Below are 18,365 nucleotides of genomic sequence, written 5' to 3'. Positions count from 1 at the left end.
TAACATTCACAGGAGGTGGAAGAGAGCTTTCCGCTTAAGGGAATGCTCTCGCATCATTGGAGATAGACAATTTAATTTTGGTCGTTGTTTTACTTGCATGTACTGCATTTTTTGTAGTTTCTGAATTCTCAATTGTAAAGGTCAGGTCTACGCGAATTGACCAGCTGCTTGAGGAAGGGCATCCGAAAGCTGCGAATGCAAAGAAAGTAATGGATAATCTCGATGAGTATTTATCCGCGTGCCAGCTTGGTATTACAGTTTCTGCATTGGCACTCGGCTGGATCGGTGGACCGGTCATCGCAGCGATGATCGCGCCATTATTTGCAGGCTTCGACCTTTCATGGACACCTGCTTTATCTTTCGTACTGGCATTTTCACTTATTACATTTTTGCATGTTGTAATAGGAGAACTGTCCCCTAAGATTATCGCCATTCAACAGGCTGAGAGAATTACACTGATGTTTGCATCGCCATTAATCTGGTTTTATCGCATCCTTTATCCTTTTATCAGATTCTTAAATGGATCTGCACGTCTTTTGACAAGAATGCTTGGCTTAAAGCATGCTTCTTCAAATGATGCTGCGCATTCAGAAGAAGAATTACGCATGATTCTTTCTGAAAGCTTAAAAAGTGGTGAAATTAATCAATCAGAATATAAATTCGTAAATAAAATTTTCGAATTTGATGAGCGGGTTGCAAAAGAAATCATGGTCCCAAGAACAGAAATTGCAAGTGTGGACAGCGGCCTTACACTGCTTGAAGTATTTGAAGTCATGAAAGAAGAGCAGTATACCCGTTATCCTGTTACTGAAGATGGTGACAGAGATAATATTATTGGCATGATTAATATGAAAGAACTGATGACTGCATTTATTGAAAATCAGGAGAATGGAAAACGTACTGTATCTGAATTTACACATCCGATTATTCAGGTCATTGACAGTATTCCGATCCACGAGCTGCTTCATAAATTCCAGAGAGACAGGATGCACATGGGGATTCTGCTTGATGAATACGGCGGCACATCAGGTCTTGTGACAATGGAAGATATTATTGAAGAGATTGTTGGAGAAATACAGGATGAGTTCGATGCGGATGAAATCCCTGATGTTCAGCAGATTAATGAGCACCATTTTATTCTTGATTCCAAGGTACTCGTGCAGAGTGTGAACGAACTTCTTAACATCGATATTGATGAAGAGGATGTTGATACAATTGGCGGATGGTTTATGACGCGTAACTTTAACGCTGAAGTTGGAGATGAGATTTACGAACAAGGTCATGTGTTCAGAGTGAACGATATAGAGGGTTATCATATCCTCTACCTTGAAGTCTGGAAGCTTTCTGAAGAAGAGGTTTCTGAGGTTGAAACTGCTCCTTCCCCTTCGATCAGAACAACTGAAGCATTATAAAGGTTAAGCCTGGCACATGAATGTGTCAGGCTTTTTAATCGTTTCGCTGCGCTTCAGGCGGACGCTTTCCGCGTGGCCGGCGGTGAGCCTCCTCAACGCTTCGCGCCTGCGGGGTCTCACCTGTCCGGCTCCTCACGCTGGAGTCGCCGCCTTCCGCTTCACTGCACTAAGATAGCGGATAAAACTAGTTTGCTTTCTATGAAATTGCCTCTCCTTCTCTTTCTTTTTTAATATGGTTATTGAAATAATCATTGCTTAAACAGCCCGGAGAAGGTAAAATAAACGGGTATAAAAAAACAGATTTTTACCGCTTTGTATTGCAGCCATTTTAGCGCATTGCAGTCAAGGCATTTTATTTAAATGACAGTGCAAGCGATTGCATAAATTATGGAGGTGCCTATAGATGAAAAAAATATGGTGGAAAGAAGCCGTTGGTTATCAGATATACCCACGAAGCTTTCAGGATTCAAATGGTGATGGAATCGGCGACTTACAGGGAATTGTACAGAGACTTGATTACGTAAAAGAACTAGGGATTGATGTGATCTGGATCTGTCCGATGTATCAGTCACCTAATGATGATAACGGTTATGATATTTCAGATTACCAGGCCATTATGGACGATTTCGGGACCATGGAAGATTTCGACACATTACTGAGTGAAGTACACAAGCGTGATATGAAGCTGATCATTGATTTTGTTCCTAACCATACGAGTGATGAGCATCAATGGTTTGTTGAATCACGTGAGTCTAAAGACAGCCCGAAGCGTGATTGGTATATCTGGCGCGATGGTAAAAAAGATAAATCAGGCAAAACGATTGCTGAGCCGAATAACTGGGAAAGTATTTTCGGCGGATCTGCATGGGAATATGATGAAAAGACAGATCAGTACTACCTGCACGTCTTCTCAACAAAGCAGCCTGATGTAAACTGGGAAAATTCAGATGCACGCCAGGCCATTTATGATCAGGTCAATTACTGGCTTGATAAAGGAATTGACGGCTTCAGAATTGATGCAGTCAGTCATATTAAAAAGCGCAAAAAGTTTCCGGATATGCCAAACCCTAAAAAGAAAAAGTACGTCTCTTCTTTTGATATGCACATGAACCAAAAAGGCATTCAGCCTCTTTTAAAAGAGTTCAAGGAAAAAACTTACGGTCAGTACGATGTCATGACTGTCGGTGAAGCAAACGGTGTATCAATTGATGAAGCGGATCTGTGGGTTGGAGAGAAAAAAGGAAAAATGGATATGATCTTTCAGTTCGAACATCTTGGACTGTGGGACGCTGAAACGAATCTTCAGCTTGATATCGTTGAACTCAAGAAAGTGCTGACAAGATGGCAAAAGGGTCTTGAAAACAATGGATGGAATGCATTGTTCATCGAAAATCATGATAAGCCTCGTGTTGTATCTACTTGGGGTAACGATGATGAATTCTGGTATGAAAGTGCAACATCAATGGCTGCGATGTATTTCCTGATGCAGGGTACTCCATTTATTTATCAGGGGCAGGAAATCGGTATGACAAACGTTCAGTTTGATTCAATTGATGATTATGATGATGTCTCTGCAAAGAACCTGTACCGTATCCGCCGTGAAGATGGCGTGCCGCACGATGATATAATGAGGATTCTATGGGCTTCTTCACGTGACAACAGCAGAACGCCGATGCAGTGGTCAAGTGATGAGCAGGCTGGCTTTACTACCGGTTTACCATGGATGAAAGTGAATCCGAATTATAAGGAGATTAACGTTGAAGATCAGCTGAAGGATGAGGATTCAGTTCTATCATTTTACAAGCGTATGATTGAAATGAAGAAAAACAATGAAGTGTTCACATACGGCACATATGACCTGATCCTTGATGAGCACCACCAGATCTATGCGTATACAAGAACACTTGAAGATGAGCAGGTTGTGATTTTCACAAACCTTTCTACAAAGGATGCAATTTGTGATGATCTTGATTTCACATTAAGCTTTGACAATCTGATGCTGAATAACCTTCCTGTGACAACGCATGATGATACGTCAACAATTGTCTTAAAACCTTATGAAGCACGCGTTTATAAATTATCCTGATTTTAAAAGGCTGTCCTTTCGGGGCAGTCTTTTTTATGTACAGTTGTTCAAATGATGTTATGACAATTTTAATAACTATCATAGTATTCTTCTGATAATAAGAGTATTTGATAGAATTCAATAAATATATACGCTTACATTCAATTTTTTAACAGGTCTTAAACATGCTATAATTCTTCTCGTTATAAACGGACCTGACTTTTCTGAGAGTGAAAAGTCGCAAAATACATTTAAAGGAGAGATTTTGGAATTGGATTTAACTAAATATAAACAGGAATGGTTCGGTAATGTGCGTGGGGACTTGATGTCCGGTACACTGGTAGCCCTTGCATTAATACCGGAAGCCATTGCCTTTTCAATCATCGCAGGTGTTGACCCGATGGTTGGACTTTATGCTGCCTTTTGTATTGCTGTTGTGATTGCTTTTATCGGCGGCCGTCCTGGAATGATCTCAGGCGCTACCGGAGCAATGGCACTCCTTATGGTGACACTTGTTGCGGATCACGGATTACAGTATTTATTTGCTGCAACGATTCTGACAGGTTTGATTCAGCTGATCATGGGTGTGTTAAAGCTTGGTAAGCTGATGCGCTTTATTCCGAATTCTGTCATGATCGGATTTGTGAATGCACTTGCGATCTTAATTTTCATGGCACAGCTGGAGCAGTTTGAAGGTGCCGGCTGGTTAATGTACGCACTTGTTGCCGTATCACTGGCAATTATTTATATCGTGCCAAGGTTCTTTAAAGCAATTCCTTCACCGCTGATTGCCATAATTGTTGTGACGGCTTTTGTCATGATTACAGGCGTTGGAACAAAAACGGTAGGAGATATGGGAACGATTTCTCAGACCCTTCCATCATTTTTAATTCCAAACGTCCCATTCACATTTGAGACATTGATGATTATCCTTCCCTACTCTATTTCACTTGCGATTGTCGGCTTACTTGAGTCATTACTGACAGCTCAAATTGTAGACGATATGACTGATACACCGAGTGATAAGAATAAAGAAGCGCGCGGTCAGGGTATTGCCAATATGATTACAGGCTGCTTCGGTGGTATGGCAGGCTGTGCGATGATCGGCCAGGCTGTGATTAATGTGAAATCAGGCGGACGCGGCAGACTGTCATCATTTACTGCAGGTGCTGTATTGCTTGGACTGATCATGATTCTGACTGACGTTGTTGTTCAGATTCCGATGGCTGTTCTTGTCGGCGTGATGATTATGGTATCAATCGGTACATTTGACTGGGGATCACTTACACGCCTTCATAAGGTACCAAGATCTGATGCTGCTGTAATGGTTGTAACGGTTGCTACTGTTGTCATAACCCATGACCTTTCAAAAGGCGTGCTTGCAGGCGTATTATTGAGTGCCATTTTCTTTGCATCAAAAATTTCAAAAGTTTACATTGAAAAAGAAATCGATGAAGCTGCATCACGGGTTACGTACCGTGTTGAAGGACAAATTTTCTTTGCTTCTGTAACTGATTTCGTATCAGAGATTGATTATGATCCACATGGTATGGATACAGTGATCCTTGATTTTACAAAAGCCCATCTCTGGGATGATTCAGCGATTAATGCTGTTGATAAGGTTGCCATTAAGATTCAGCAAAATGGCGCTAAAGTTAAACTGACCGGTTTAAATAAAGAAAGTAACAGACTGGTTGATCAGCTTTCTGTATATAATCGACCTGACATAAACTCGTCAGGACATTGATTCCAATCCCCGGATAACTTTCCGGGGATTCTTTATTTGGCGTTGTTAATATGGCTGTTGATTGCAACGAAAGAGGACGCTTTCCGAGGACGAACGTTTCAATCACCAGCTGTGCAGAAGTATCAATGATCTTTAACATATCATTTTAATTCAAGAGTATTCTGTATAACTTGAAAGCGCTTTCCTAAATGTATATAATGATGATACCGTTAAATGAATGGAGTGGATCTTATTGAAAATGGATCAGTTGCTTCAGCGTTTGGACGAGGTGTCGTCACGCGAGGAAAAGCCCGGCGGTATTCAGAATTACTTTATTTTAGGACTTGGAATTGGGGCAGTCATGTTGCATATGCTTATATAACGTTAGCCTCCCGGGTTATCCCGGAAGGCTTTTTAATTTTCTTTTTTACCAAAATCCGATAACTGATCTGCTGAATCTCTCAGCATTTTTTTGATTCTTGGGCTGATCCCTTCAGGTAATTCGTTCGGCGGGAAAAAGTCTGCCTCCATCGTTTCGATCCCGTCAGCTTCAGGTACTCCAGAGACGTCTTTTGTGTAGTAAACGACAGTTATGGCATAGAACTCATCACCATTCGGCAGTTTCACGTAGTAGTCTTCTCCTGATAATACAGTCACGAGTTCGAGCGCTCCTACTTCAATGCCCGTCTCTTCCTTAACCTCTCTTCTTGCAGCCTGTTCTGTTGCTTCTCCAAGTTCAATTAACCCACCCGGCAGACCCCATATATCATCCGGCCTTTTTTGAAGCAGAATATTACCCGACTCATTAAAAGCAAGGACCGTCACTCCGACCAGGTTAACCGGATCGTGACCAATTTTTTCTCTTAATTTCTGAATATAGTTCATCGCAAAATCACTCCCTGTTAAATTGATCATAACGTACTCAATCGAATAAAAAAACAGTTCCGCTAAGGTGCGGAACTGTCATTTTTTTATCGCGTAGCGACTGCGCTTAAATCTTTCGCAGCTTCAACTACACGCTTAAAGCCTTCTTCTTTAATTTCTTCAGTACGATCCACGTACTGATTATGACCTTCAATAATCACATCAGTCTGCTGCTGAATTCCAAAGAACCCAAGAGCATTTTTAATAAAATTCACACTCATTTCAGCTCCCTGCATTGCTGGTGCTGAGTAGTCTCCGCCTCTTGCATTCAGCAGGATCGCCCGCTTGTCTCCCATTAATCCCTGAGGACCTTCAGCAGTATAGCGGAATGTTTCTCCAGAACGGAACAGGTAGTCCATATACGTATGCAGCACTGCAGGCACTGTGAAGTTCCACAGCGGGAATGCAAATACAACAACATCTGCCTGCTTGAAGCGTTCAAGATGGCTGTTCGCAATTGTCAGGACTTTGCTTTCTGCGTCTGTTAACGGTGCACTTTCTACTGACTTAAACTGTGCTGCCAGGAAATCTTGTCCGATATAAGGCAATTCTTCATTGTATAGATCTACATGATCGATTGTAATCTCTTCATTATTTTTAATTTCCTCAAGGAAAAGATCGTGCATTTTTGCAGAAACTGATTGATCTGATGGACGGTTGTTTGCTTTTACGACTAGTACTTTCATGATGTAAAAAACTCCTTTTCTTAAAAAATTATTACTATTAACGAAAGTCATATTCTTAATTATCTTGAATACAGAGTAATATTAAATGAAAAAGCAGATCAATTCAACTGATCTGCTCAAGTTGTATATTCAACTTGTTTTTTGTATACCCCTCGGCCGCTGCAGGTAAACAAGAAAGTCTTCTGATTTAGCACCGTTTCAAAATGGACCGTTCTCCCCCACAGCTGATAAACATAATGCAGTACCTTCTCAAGATACTGAACATCAAGCTCTGTGCCTTCATAAGCATGACGGATATAAAGTTCCCCATTCTTTAAATAATCCCCATCTTCAACATAAAGGCATGGAAATCCTCCGTTCACTCTTGACTGAACCAGCTCATCTCTAACCGCTTCGAAATCCTTATCTGTTATTTTATAATCCTTTCCAAACTGCTGAAATAAGTAAAGATCCTCCTGCCTTGAGAATTCTTTCGTGAAGTAGTTTCTGATGAAGGATTGATCGGATTCAAGCTCACGTATTTCAAACAGCTTTTTCATAGCATTCTGATGATTATCTTCCTTCTTTTCTATGTCCTGCAGCAGCTTTAATCCAAGATAATACGGGTTAATTGACGTTTTCGACGGCTGAATAACGCTTGCGTTTAATTTTGCATACTCAATCGTTTCCTCTTCAGTTAATGGAAGCTCCCTCATGATTTTCTGATGCCAGTATGTGGCCCATCCTTCATTCAAAATCTTCGTTTCGAGCTGCGGCCAGAAATACAGCATTTCTTCCCGCACCATCGTCATAATGTCCCGCTGCCACTCCTCAAGTTCCTTGCTGTGAGACTGAATAAACAGCATCAGGTCTTTCTCAGGCTGCTCAGGGAACTTTTTTTTCTTTGGCGGCTCGTTCTCTTCTGCTGCTTTATCCCATAAATCACTGTAAGGCTCTTTATACTTCATCAGTGGCTTTTCGTCCACCGGCTTCTCTGTTTTAAAAAGCAGCGGATCGATATGCTCTTCAATTGCTAACACGGCATTTAAAAAATCCTCCACTTTTTCAACACCATATTGTTTTTCATATGCTTTAATGCGCTCTGAGGTTGCACTCATTTGCTGAATCATATCTCTATTTGTTTTACTGAAGCGTACATTGTTTTTGAAAAAGTCACTATGCGCAAGTACGTGGGCGATAATTAATTTATTCTGAATCAATGTATTAGTATCCAGGAGAAATGCATAGCATGGATTTGTATTCACAACGAGCTCATAAATTTTGCTCAATCCAAGATCATACTGCATTTTCATTTTGTGATACTGCTTTCCAAAGCTCCAGTGAGAAAAGCGCGATGGCATTCCGTAAGCACCGAATGTATAGATCACTGATGCCGGACAAATCTCATAGCGCATTGGATAAAAGTCGAGACCAAACCCCTTAGCAATCTCCGTTACTTCACCGATCGTTCTGGCTAATTCTTTTGATTCCACTCAGGTCGCCTCCTTTCTATACTCTATTCTCTTTTAAAACACCTCATTCTCATTAATTTCTAATCTTCCTCCCCATCTCCTTTAAGATTGCCCGGGTAAGATATAGTCAAGAACAACATAAGGAGGCGTCAAACATGAACAGAAAATTAATTGGTACGATTGCAGGAACAGTCATTCTTGGCGGGGCGTTTGGTGCGAATGCCGTAGCTGATCAGTTTAAAACAGTCGGTATCCAGGATCAGTTTGAAAGGACTGAAGTTACCGAAGGAACAAAGACAGTACAGACAAATCCGGAAGATCGTCAGTCAGAAGAAAAACTTCTATCTCTTGAAGAGGCAAAAGAGAAAGCACTTGCAGCATTTGAAGGTGTTGTAGAGAGCATTGAGCTTGAACGGGAAACTGGCAGAATGGTTTATGATATTGATATTGACAATGGACCGGAAGAAGTGGACCTTGATATGGATGCAGTGACCGGGGAAATTCTGAGAAGTAAAACGGACTGGGACGATGATGACGACAGAAACGCTTATGCCAATACAGGGGATCTGCTCAGCAAACAGGAAGCGCTCGATATTGCTACAGCTGAATTCAATGGGAAACTTGAAGAAATCGAACTGGATGATGACGATGGCAGGATGATTTATGAAATCGAACTGAAAAATGGCGATCGGGAAGCTGAATTTGATATTGATGCAGTAACAGGTGACATCCTTGATATGGAACTCGATGACTAAAAAAACAGGACTGGAAGCTTAGAAAGCTCCCGGTCCTCAGCTTATTTCTGCAACAATTTTTCCTTTTACTTTTCTCGTTTCCAGCTGTTCAAGTCCTTTTGGCGCTTCTTCGAGCGGGATGACCTGCTCGACCAGACTTTTAATTTCACCTTTTGCAAGAAGTTCAACCAGATGGTCTCCAATTGCTTTAAGTGTAGCTTCTTCCTCACGATTCCCCGACTGGTAGACGCTGCCAAGCGCTACATGGTGGAAAGAAATCGGATGAGCAAAAGAAATGGAATCATTCATTTCAGGCTGTCCCGCTATAAAAGCAATCTGCCCATTATACGCAAGTGCTTCAAGTGACTTTGTTGCATTTTCCCTGCCAACTGTATCAAGCACGTAGTTTACACCTAAATCATTTGTAAATTCCTTTGTTTTCTCTACAAAATCATCCTTGTTATAGTCAATTGCAAAATCAGCACCGAGCTGTTTTACATGATCATGATTCTCTTCTGATGCAGTGGTGATGACTCTAAGCCCGGCATATTTCGCAAGCTGAATCGCAAAGCCTCCCACACCGCCGGCACCAGCATGAATGAGAATCGACTTGTTCTTTTGAATATGAAGCTTGTAAAACAGTGCCTGATAAGCTGTATAAGCTGCAACCGGCAATGCCGCAGCATCCGTATAGGAAACACCTTCAGGCAGCTTTGAAACTGTATGAGCTTTAACCACAGCATATTCTGCAAATGCACCTTTTTTAGACATGTCAGCTAAAAAGACTACACGGTCCCCCTGCTGTATCCCGCTTACTGTGGCCCCCGTTTCCACTACGTCTCCTGCTGCATCAAGCCCGAGAATATGCGGATAGCTCCAGGCAGGCGAGCCGTTTTCACCGGTTTTATAATCAACCGGGTTGAGTCCTGCCGCTTTTACTCTCACCAGAATTTCATCTTCAGCAGGCACCGGCTGATCAATCTCTTCAACCTTCATATCGCGCCACGTACCTTTATCTTTTAAAAGTAATGCTTTCACTTCACATTCCTCCTGTCTTTCTTTGATGTTACCCAATATAGAGTGGGAATAATCCGGCAGTCGACTGTGAAGACTTTTTGAAAAAAATAAAACTGCGCTAATACGCAGTTTTAAAATTTTCTCTCTGGTGAAGCGAGCCCGTGTCTGACTGCATATAGTGCAGCCTGCGTACGGTCTGATACTTCAAGCTTTGAAAAAAGGTTTGAGATATGGGTTTTAACTGTTTTTTCCGTAATAAAAAGCGAAGATGCAATTTCCTTGTTGCTTTTCCCCTTTGCTAGCTCAAGCAGCACATCTTTTTCTCTTCTTGTCAGCTGATGGACTTCATGTGGGGATGGCTCATCCTGATTCACCCTTGTCATAAGATGACTCGTCGCTTTGGGATGCAGTGTATTTTCCCCGTTCACAAGCTTCCGAATTGAGTCTGCAAGTTCATCAGGTTCAATGTCCTTTAACTGATATCCTGCCGCTCCAGCTTCAATGGCCGGTACGACGTGATCCTGATCTGAAAAGCTTGTTAGCATCATGATTTCTGTTGAAGGAAGTGCCCGCTTAATTTCCCGTGTCGCTTCAATACCATCCATTTCAGGCATCACCAGATCCATTAATACAACATCAGGCTGGAATTTCTTCACCAGTGCGACTGCTTCAACCCCATTTTTAGCCTCACCAACAATTTCAATATCCTTTTGTGTTTTTAAAAAGAATACGAGTCCTCTTCTGACTACGTGATGATCGTCAGCAATCAGTAATTTTATCGACATCTGCGTACCTCCTAATAAGGCAATATGATCTTAATTTGAGTTCCTTCAGCCGGGTGACTTTTAAGTGAAAAGTCACCATTTAATAACCTTGTTCTTTCTTTCATACTCGAGATCCCCACTGATGGAAGCTTTTCTACGTGATCCGGGTAAAAGCCCCTTCCGAAATCACGAATTGTCATTTCGATTTTGTCAGACGCAGAATCAATCCAGATATAGATCTCATCTGCACCAGCGTGTCTTTTACAATTCGTAATGGCTTCCTGACCGATTCTGAAAATGGTTTCTTCCACTTTAGCAGGCAGGTTCAATACGCCTTCGATTTTAATAGTCGCTTTCAGTCCAAGCATATCAGCGAAACCATTAAGCGCTTCAGTCAGTCCGCCTTCCATTCCTTTTGGACGAAGCTGCCAGATCAGTGCTCTCATTTCAGTAAGGGCTTCCTGAGCCAGCGACTGAAGCCCATGGAACGTTTCTTTTACATCAGGATCCTCAGACATTTCTGCTCCGCCTCTTGCTGTGAGCGTCATTGAAAATAATAGCTGATTAACAGAGTCATGAAGGTCACGCGCCAGACGGTTACGTTCCTGCATCAGCGCAACTTCCTGTTCCTTTTTCGTCAGTTGTATCCGCTTGATTGCTGATCCGATCTGAAACGCAACAGATTCAAGCAGCGCGAGCTCATTCGCTTCAAATTCCCGTCTGCCGGGGGTCGCCACATTTAATAAACCAAAGCGTTCATTACCCGACTGAAGTGGCACAGTGGCATGATGCGTAATACCTTCAGGGTTTTCCTTACTGCGGTCAATCGCTTCTGTAATCCGCTTACACTCTATGATGTTTGAAGCTTTTCTCAGCCTTCCCTGTCTGAAACGGTTAACGCACCAGCAGCCGCCCGTTTTCATATAAAGGCAATCCTGCTCAGTCAGAATGTCAGGAAGGTTTTCATGAGCGATTAATGCATGCTTCCCGTCATCTTCTATAAAAAAGACCCAGCCTGTATGAAAATCTGTACCTTCAAGAAACTTCTCAAGTGATCCCTGAAGCATCGATTCCAGCTCGGTTTCTTCATTTAAAAGCTCAGCAATTTCTTTCAGGATAGTTACGTGTGATGGATCGTTCATTGTCTCACCGCCTGTTTCTGTTGCTTTTATTATAAGTCATAGACTTTGCAGGTACTAATCATTCCTGTTCGGTCAAAAGGCTGAAAAGAAAAGCGGAAGCAGGCGTTCAGCCCCGACAAGCATAAGATACGATGAGAGCAATGGGTGACCTTTCCCATTTTCTCATCGTGGCTTATGACCCGAAGAGCTAGCGCCTGGAGCTGGACAAAAAAAGGCTGAGACATTTTGAGTCTCAACCTCTTGATTGCTATCAGTTCAATTCAGCCTTAATTTTCTCCATAAAGGATTGTTTAATATTTTCAAGTTTCTCTTCACTGTCTTCAAGTGATGAGCCGACTACGCTGAAATAGAATTTTATTTTTGGTTCTGTGCCGCTTGGTCTGACACATACCCATGAGCCGTCTTCAAGGAAATATTTCAGTACATTCGAAGATGGCAGGTTGATTTTATATTCTGCGCCTTCTTTCGTATCACGGCGTAAAGAAGTTAAATAATCTTCCTGCGATTCTACTGAAAGTCCTGCGATTTCTTCAAGCGGTGTCTTTCTGAGGGAAGTTAATAGTGACTGAATCTTTTCAGCACCATCCTTCCCTTTCATTGTGATTGACTCAAGGTCTTCCTTGTAATAACCATGCTGCTCATAAATGGCTAGAAGCACCTCATAAAGCGTTTTACCTTCTGCCTTGTGATATGCAGCCGCTTCTGTTGCAAGCAGTGCAGCCTGAATCGCATCTTTGTCACGTGCGAATTCTTTTACAAGATAGCCGTAGCTTTCCTCATAGCCAAATAGGAATTCGTGTTCTCCTGATGCCTGATACGTTTTAATTTTTTCACCAATAAATTTAAATCCAGTCAGCACATCTTCAACTGAAGCACCATAATGCTCAGCTACTTTTCTGCCAATTTCAGATGTGACAATCGTTTTGAACACGCGGCCATTCTCAGGCAGCTGTCCTTTTTCCTTTTTACGCGCAAGGAGGTAATCAAGCAGGATCGCGCCTGTCTGGTTTCCTGTTAACAGCGTATATTCTCCGTTAGGGCCCTGTACCGCCAGTCCAAGTCTGTCACCATCCGGATCAGCTGTAATAAGAAGGTCCGCGTTCACTTTCTTCCCGTCTCTGATCGCAAGTTCGAATGCACCTGGCTCTTCAGGATTTGGAGATTTAAGCGTAGGGAATTCAGAATCCGGCTGCTCCTGTTCTGCTACAACATGTACATCATAACCAAGGGCTTTCAGTCCTCGCTGAACCATTATATTAGATGCACCGTGCAGCGGAGAAAATATAACTTTAAGATCTGATTCCTTCGCCATTTGCGGCTTTTCAGATACAGTGATCAGATGTTCTGCATATGCATCATCTACTTCAGCACCAACGATCTCAATCAGTCCTGCTTGTTTTAGCTCTTCAACAGGCTTCACCTGAATATCAAGCTCATTTTCAATCAGATTGATCTCATCAATCACATCATCCGCGTCCTTCAGATTCAGTTGGGCACCATCAGCACCGTATACCTTAAATCCATTATACTCAGGAGGGTTGTGACTTGCTGTCGTCATTCCGCCCATAAATGTTCCAAGATGACGGACGGCAAAAGAAAGCTCAGGTGTTGATCTGAGTGATTCAAATACGTATGTTTTAATTCCGTGCGAAGCAAGTGTACGAGCAATTTCCATGGAGAACTCAGGAGATTTTCTGCGGCAGTCATATGCGAGCACTACGCCTTTATCTTTCGCTTCTTCCCCATTTTTTTCTATGTATTTCGCCAGCCCTTCTGCTGCTTTACGGACTGTGTAAATGTTCATTTTATTTGTTCCGGCACCGATTTCACCGCGCATGCCACCCGTACCGAATTCAAGGTTTTTATAAAATGAATCTTCAATTGCTTTGTCGTTGCCTTTCATTGCAGCGAGTTCTGCATGCAGCTCCTGATCCAGCCCTTCAAAAGTTATCCATTTGTTATACGTGTTTTGTACGCTCATAAAATCCCCTCCGTTTTGGCTTTTTACTATTGTAGCACGCACTCAGACTGTTGAATATTGAAAAGTCAGAAAAGAATATGTTGAAAATAAGAGGAGGGAAGGTACTCTCTTTCCGCGGACGATCATTTTCCACAGGAGTCTCATACCATCCCTCCTCCTTATTAATCACTGAACCTTTTTAACAATTACATTTACTTTTTATAATCAATCGAGTAAATATCATGTCTCCGGTCCTTCAGCTGGCGCACTGTACCGCCCTGACGCTGACGTCTGAGAATTTCAAGATCGACATCCCCAATCATCACCATTTCAAGGTTCGGATCTGTTTCACCGACAATGCCATCTCGTGCAAATTCAAAGTCGGATGGTGCAAAGATCGCTGATTGTGCATATTGAATATCCATGTTTTCAGTTTCCGGCAGATTGCCGACTGTACCTGAAATGACTGTATAGATCTGATTTTCAACCGCACGTGCCTGCGAACAGTATCTTACGCGCAGGTAACCCTGGCGATCTTCTGTACAGAATGGGGTAAAGATAATTTTCGCACCCATATCTGTCGCAATACGTGCAAGTTCAGGGAATTCAATATCATAACAGATCTGGATCGCAATTTTACCGCAATCTGTATCAAATACTCTGACTTTATCTCCAGGGCTGATCCCCCACCATTTACGTTCGTTTGGCGTGATATGAAGCTTGTACTGCTTCTCAATCGTGCCGTCTCTTCTGAACAGGTAAGCGATATTATAAATCTCATCATCTTCCTCTTTCACAAAATGAGAGCCGCCAATGATATTGACGTTGTATCTTACTGCAAGATCAGTGAAGAGTTCAATGTATTCTTCCGTGTAATCCGTCAGCTTTCTTACGGCCATACTAGGAGACTTCTCATTCAGGAATGACATCAGCTGTGTCGTGAAAATCTCAGGGAACACAACGAAATCTGATTGTGCATCTGAAGCTACGTCAGTAAAGTATTCAACCTGGTTTGCAAAGTCAGTAAATGAGTCGATCTGACGCATCATGTACTGTACAACACAGATTCTCACAGGGTGACTCGTCTTAAAGTGTCTCTTTGATTTTGGACGATAGTCCACGTTGTTCCATTCCATCAGGGTTGCATATTTATTTGACTGCTTATCATCCGGCAGATAGTTCGGGTTAATCCGCATCAGTGTAAAACCATTAATCAGCTGGAAAGACAGCACCGGATCGTAGATTTTATGCATCTGAACAGAATCCACGTATTCACGTGGAGACATTTCCCCTGCGTATTTATGGTAATTCGGAATTCTTCCGCCGATAATAATACTTTTCAGGTTGAATTCTCTTGCTAACTCTCTTCTTGCTTCATATAATCTGTGCCCGACCTTCATCCGGCGGAAATCTGGATGTACCATAACTTCAATGCCATAAAGATTGTACCCGTCAGGATTATGATTCGTAATGTACCCTTCATCCGTTACATCATCCCATGTATGACGGTCATCATATTCATCAAAGTTAATGATCAGACTTGAACATGAACCAATAATATCCCCATCCAGCTCAGCAACAAGCTGGCCATCCGGGAACATGTCCAGATGACTTTCAAGGTGCTCGCTCTTCCATGGCTGCATGCCGGGGAAGCAAAGCTTTTGCATATGAATAATTTTATCTATATCCGCATAAATCATTTTACGAATGATCATCTTTTTCTCAAATTGAGACAAATCAAGTTTTTCAGACATCCTTTCACTCCTCAAGCACATAGTTACTTTTAATTATAAACCCAATATATAATAATAACAGCTGTAAGTCTTTTCATGCCAAATTTTAGACATATTCAATCTGTTTTTAAGGTTTATGCATGATCTCTGCTTGAATTATTGCCTTTTTAATTTTACAATCTTCAATGACAAGAGATTTTCAAGCGAAATGAGGCGTCATGATGACCAAAAAGATAGAAAACATGCTTTTTGCTGCATGGGCTGCCGCTTTTACTGCTACAATGGGCTCCTTATATTTCTCAGAGATCAGAGGATTTGAACCATGCGAGCTATGCTGGTATCAGCGCATTTTTATGTACCCGATTGTAATCATTTTACTCATTGCAATCGTTAGAAAAGATGCAAAAGCTGCACTTTATTCTGCTGTTCTTTCAGGAATCGGCGGATGTATATCGATTTACCATTACAGCATTCAGAAGATTGATGCACTCTCAGCTTCTGCTCCAGCATGCGGCAGAGTCCCATGTACAGGGGAATATATTAACTGGGCAGGGTTTATCACCATCCCATTTTTGGCACTGACTGCCTTTACCATTATTTTTGTTTTAAGTCTGATGATTCTTAAGCAATCGAAAGGAGCAACACAATCATGAAAAAAATCTTAATTTTCGGCGGTGTTATTGTGCTGATTTTCGCAGCAATCGCCCTGGTCACGAATATGCAGAATTCAACTGCTACTGAGGATAATCCTTATGGGAAAGATAACCTGAACCAGGCAACAATTGATTTGCTGGATGATGAGAACTATCAAAATCAGGTTGTACCCGAAGAGTTGGAGGAACGCATTTCAAGTGGGGAACCGACTACTGTTTACTTTTTCAGTCCTACCTGTCAATACTGTCAGGAGACAACACCTATACTTGCTCCACTTGCAGAAGAAATGAACGTTGATATGCTTCAGCATAATTTACTTGAGTTTGATAATTCATGGAACCAATACGGCATTCAGTCAACACCAACGTTGATTTACTACGAAGATGGAGAAGCAGTAGATGGTATTGTCGGTGCAGCAACCGAAGAGGATTACAGAGCATTCTTTGAGCGCAATGTAACTGGAGAATAGATTATTAACTGCCGGGGGATCACTACTGATGATTTCCCGGCAGTTTTTTATTTCTATGACAGAAAGGAGCAGTATAGATGAAAGAACGTTTTTCCATAAAGATTCACGCAAAATGGGATGGATACACGTTAGATGCTTTATTAAAAGATCATCTCGCTTTCAGCAAGAAAACGATTCATCAATGGCGGATGGAGAAAAGTATTTTAATCAATGGAGCCCTTAAGCCCTGGAAGGATCCTTTATCTGAAGGGGATGAAGTTTCGTTTGAGTATGAAGCCTCGCCTTCCGCTCCTGCATGGAATCATGAGATTAAGGTGCTGTATGAGGATGAGCATCTGGTAGTGGTCAATAAACCAGCAGGCCTAGATACGCATCCTAATGATGATTCAGATAAGAAGACTCTTCAAAATGCAGTCGTTCATTATTTACTCTCATTAGATCATATAGGCTACGCACAGCCAATTCACAGACTCGACCGTGACACAACAGGTGCTATTCTTTTTGCCAAGCATCCGGCAATCAAACCATTACTGGATCAACTGCTTGAAAAAAGAATGATTAAAAGGACATACATTGCGCTGGCAGAAGATAAAATGAAGCCGCATGGAACCATCAGTCAGCCAATCGGTAAAGACAGGCACCATCCTGTCAGAAGGCGCGTGTCTCCGGGAGGTCAGAAGGCTGTTACACACTTTAAAGTGATCTCTTATAACGTGGATAAAAATTTGTCTTTAGTTGAACTGAACCTTGAAACCGGACGCACCCATCAGATCAGGGTACACCTCTCTTCCATAGGTCATCCGATCGCAGGAGATACGCTCTATGGTTCTACTGTCAAACAATTTATACATCAGGCACTGCATGCGAAAAAACTGGTTTTCACACATCCGTTTACACTTCAACAGATCACTGCAGATGCACCTGCTCCGCTATATTTTAAATAACATAAAAAAGCAAAGGCACACCGGCCTTTGCTTTTTTTGCTTATTCTTTTCCTGCTTTAACCCATTTAGCCACTTCAATCGTGCGCTTCGCCTGATACTTCACGCCGTCAGTCACATCTTCTTTCATGTTCCCATCCTGATCAACCGTTACACTTGTGCCGTACGGGTTACCACCGGAAGCAAACGTAACCGGATCTGAATAACCAGGTGCTGCAATAATCGCACCCCAGTGCATCATCGTTGTATACAGGTTCAGGATCGTCGCTTCCTGACCGCCATGCGGGTTCTGAGCTGAACTCATTCCACTTACTACTTTATTGACAAGCCTACCGTTAAACCATAAGCCGCCAGTTGTATCAATAAAATTCTTCATCTGAGCCGGCATTGTGCCGTAACGTGTAGGAATGCTGAAGATATAAGCATCAGCCCACTCCAGGTCATTCAGTGTTACAACCGGAACATCCTTTGTTTCCTCATAATGTTCCTTCCATGCAGGATTTGAAGCAATTGCCTGCTGTGGAGCGGTTTCTTCAACCTTAAGTACTTTAACCTCTGCGCCCGCTTCCTTTGCAGATTCCTCTGCCCATTTCGCCAGCTTATAGTTAGTGCCTGTTGAACTGTAATAAATAATTGCTAATTTTACGTTAGACATTGAACACTCTCCCTTTTTCATTGGTATAATTT

At 42.0% G+C, this 18,365-nt stretch carries 17 protein-coding genes; 8 read left to right on the top strand and 9 right to left on the bottom strand.

Annotated features, from left to right (window positions below; genetic code table 11):
- Positions 1 to 56 precede the first annotated feature (56 nt).
- The 4 genes from LG330_RS06915 to LG330_RS06900 all read left to right on the top strand — a co-directional run bounded on the left by LG330_RS06915 (position 57) and on the right by LG330_RS06900 (position 5,585).
- Entirely contained in the window at positions 57 to 1,412 is a 1,356-nt protein-coding gene (locus LG330_RS06915) for a hemolysin family protein (protein WP_404408511.1), read from the top strand.
- 403 nt (positions 1,413 to 1,815) lie between these two features.
- On the top strand, positions 1,816 to 3,498 hold the full coding sequence (locus LG330_RS06910) for an alpha-glucosidase (protein WP_404408509.1): 1,683 nt from the start codon (positions 1,816 to 1,818) through the stop codon (positions 3,496 to 3,498).
- A 250-nt stretch (positions 3,499 to 3,748) separates the two neighbouring features.
- Positions 3,749 to 5,224: a SulP family inorganic anion transporter gene (locus LG330_RS06905; protein ID WP_404408507.1), complete on the top strand. Its 1,476-nt coding sequence runs from the start codon at positions 3,749 to 3,751 to the stop codon at positions 5,222 to 5,224.
- Positions 5,225 to 5,456: 232 nt separating this feature from the next.
- The gene (locus LG330_RS06900) at positions 5,457 to 5,585 is read left to right on the top strand and encodes a hypothetical protein (protein WP_404408505.1); all 129 of its coding nucleotides are present in this window, start codon (positions 5,457 to 5,459) and stop codon (positions 5,583 to 5,585) included.
- A 32-nt stretch (positions 5,586 to 5,617) separates the two neighbouring features.
- Here the strand turns inward: LG330_RS06900 and LG330_RS06895 are convergent, their stop codons facing one another.
- From LG330_RS06895 to LG330_RS06885, 3 genes are all read right to left on the bottom strand, one after another.
- Complete coding sequence (locus LG330_RS06895) at positions 5,618 to 6,088, bottom strand: NUDIX hydrolase (protein ID WP_404408504.1); 471 nt, start codon at positions 6,086 to 6,088, stop codon at positions 5,618 to 5,620.
- Positions 6,089 to 6,174: 86 nt separating this feature from the next.
- A complete protein-coding gene (locus tag LG330_RS06890) occupies positions 6,175 to 6,813 on the bottom strand; it encodes an FMN-dependent NADH-azoreductase (protein ID WP_404408502.1) in 639 nt (212 codons plus the stop codon).
- A 116-nt stretch (positions 6,814 to 6,929) separates the two neighbouring features.
- A complete protein-coding gene (locus tag LG330_RS06885) occupies positions 6,930 to 8,285 on the bottom strand; it encodes a SpoVR family protein (RefSeq protein ID WP_404408500.1) in 1,356 nt (451 codons plus the stop codon).
- 134 nt (positions 8,286 to 8,419) lie between these two features.
- Between LG330_RS06885 and LG330_RS06880 the strand changes: the two genes are divergently transcribed.
- Positions 8,420 to 9,019 carry a PepSY domain-containing protein gene (locus LG330_RS06880; protein ID WP_404408498.1) on the top strand — a complete coding sequence of 200 codons (600 nt, stop codon included), beginning with the start codon at positions 8,420 to 8,422 and terminating at the stop codon, positions 9,017 to 9,019.
- Positions 9,020 to 9,055: 36 nt separating this feature from the next.
- Here the strand turns inward: LG330_RS06880 and LG330_RS06875 are convergent, their stop codons facing one another.
- The 5 genes from LG330_RS06875 to LG330_RS06855 all read right to left on the bottom strand — a co-directional run bounded on the left by LG330_RS06875 (position 9,056) and on the right by LG330_RS06855 (position 15,635).
- Entirely contained in the window at positions 9,056 to 10,036 is a 981-nt protein-coding gene (locus LG330_RS06875) for a zinc-binding dehydrogenase (RefSeq protein WP_404408496.1), read from the bottom strand.
- 110 nt (positions 10,037 to 10,146) lie between these two features.
- The gene (locus LG330_RS06870) at positions 10,147 to 10,800 is read right to left on the bottom strand and encodes a response regulator (RefSeq protein ID WP_404408494.1); all 654 of its coding nucleotides are present in this window, start codon (positions 10,798 to 10,800) and stop codon (positions 10,147 to 10,149) included.
- An 11-nt stretch (positions 10,801 to 10,811) separates the two neighbouring features.
- Entirely contained in the window at positions 10,812 to 11,921 is a 1,110-nt protein-coding gene (locus LG330_RS06865; RefSeq protein ID WP_404408492.1) for a GAF domain-containing sensor histidine kinase, read from the bottom strand.
- A 250-nt stretch (positions 11,922 to 12,171) separates the two neighbouring features.
- Positions 12,172 to 13,902, bottom strand: coding sequence for a phospho-sugar mutase (locus tag LG330_RS06860; RefSeq protein WP_404408490.1), 1,731 nt, complete (start codon positions 13,900 to 13,902; stop codon positions 12,172 to 12,174).
- A 191-nt stretch (positions 13,903 to 14,093) separates the two neighbouring features.
- Positions 14,094 to 15,635, bottom strand: coding sequence for a GNAT family N-acetyltransferase (locus LG330_RS06855; protein WP_404408488.1), 1,542 nt, complete (start codon positions 15,633 to 15,635; stop codon positions 14,094 to 14,096).
- A 200-nt stretch (positions 15,636 to 15,835) separates the two neighbouring features.
- Here LG330_RS06855 and LG330_RS06850 point away from each other — a divergent pair, with 200 nt between their 5' ends.
- From LG330_RS06850 to LG330_RS06840, 3 genes are all read left to right on the top strand, one after another.
- A complete protein-coding gene (locus tag LG330_RS06850; protein WP_404408486.1) occupies positions 15,836 to 16,267 on the top strand; it encodes a disulfide oxidoreductase in 432 nt (143 codons plus the stop codon).
- Positions 16,264 to 16,737 (top strand): thioredoxin family protein, encoded by a 474-nt coding sequence (locus LG330_RS06845; RefSeq protein ID WP_404408484.1) that lies wholly within the window; start codon positions 16,264 to 16,266, stop codon positions 16,735 to 16,737. Before LG330_RS06850 ends, LG330_RS06845 begins: the two co-directional genes overlap by 4 nt.
- 77 nt (positions 16,738 to 16,814) lie before the next feature.
- Positions 16,815 to 17,681, top strand: a complete 867-nt coding sequence (locus tag LG330_RS06840; protein WP_404408482.1) for an RluA family pseudouridine synthase — start codon at positions 16,815 to 16,817, stop codon at positions 17,679 to 17,681.
- A 40-nt stretch (positions 17,682 to 17,721) separates the two neighbouring features.
- On the opposite strand, the gene wrbA is transcribed toward LG330_RS06840, so the two are convergent.
- The gene (wrbA, locus tag LG330_RS06835; protein ID WP_404408480.1) at positions 17,722 to 18,333 is read right to left on the bottom strand and encodes an NAD(P)H:quinone oxidoreductase; all 612 of its coding nucleotides are present in this window, start codon (positions 18,331 to 18,333) and stop codon (positions 17,722 to 17,724) included.
- Positions 18,334 to 18,365 lie beyond the last annotated feature (32 nt).

Source organism: Jeotgalibacillus malaysiensis (assembly GCF_044789845.1).
Taxonomy (GTDB): Bacteria; Bacillota; Bacilli; order Bacillales; family Jeotgalibacillaceae; genus Jeotgalibacillus; species Jeotgalibacillus malaysiensis_A.
This window is presented reverse-complemented; position numbering and strand designations above follow the sequence as displayed.

Bases quoted from the DNA above. Each gene is read 5' to 3' on its own strand.
- LG330_RS06910 (WP_404408509.1), top strand. From the start codon at position 1,816: ATGAAAAAAATATGGTGGAAAGAAGCCGTTGGTTATCAGATATACCCA.
- LG330_RS06895 (WP_404408504.1), bottom strand. From the start codon at position 6,088: ATGAACTATATTCAGAAATTAAGAGAAAAAATTGGTCACGATCCGGTT.
- LG330_RS06890 (WP_404408502.1), bottom strand. From the start codon at position 6,813: ATGAAAGTACTAGTCGTAAAAGCAAACAACCGTCCATCAGATCAATCA.
- LG330_RS06880 (WP_404408498.1), top strand. From the start codon at position 8,420: ATGAACAGAAAATTAATTGGTACGATTGCAGGAACAGTCATTCTTGGC.
- LG330_RS06870 (WP_404408494.1), bottom strand. From the start codon at position 10,800: ATGTCGATAAAATTACTGATTGCTGACGATCATCACGTAGTCAGAAGA.
- LG330_RS06865 (WP_404408492.1), bottom strand. From the start codon at position 11,921: ATGAACGATCCATCACACGTAACTATCCTGAAAGAAATTGCTGAGCTT.
- LG330_RS06860 (WP_404408490.1), bottom strand. From the start codon at position 13,902: ATGAGCGTACAAAACACGTATAACAAATGGATAACTTTTGAAGGGCTG.
- LG330_RS06855 (WP_404408488.1), bottom strand. From the start codon at position 15,635: ATGTCTGAAAAACTTGATTTGTCTCAATTTGAGAAAAAGATGATCATT.
- LG330_RS06850 (WP_404408486.1), top strand. From the start codon at position 15,836: ATGACCAAAAAGATAGAAAACATGCTTTTTGCTGCATGGGCTGCCGCT.
- LG330_RS06845 (WP_404408484.1), top strand. From the start codon at position 16,264: ATGAAAAAAATCTTAATTTTCGGCGGTGTTATTGTGCTGATTTTCGCA.
- LG330_RS06840 (WP_404408482.1), top strand. From the start codon at position 16,815: ATGAAAGAACGTTTTTCCATAAAGATTCACGCAAAATGGGATGGATAC.
- wrbA (WP_404408480.1), bottom strand. From the start codon at position 18,333: ATGTCTAACGTAAAATTAGCAATTATTTATTACAGTTCAACAGGCACT.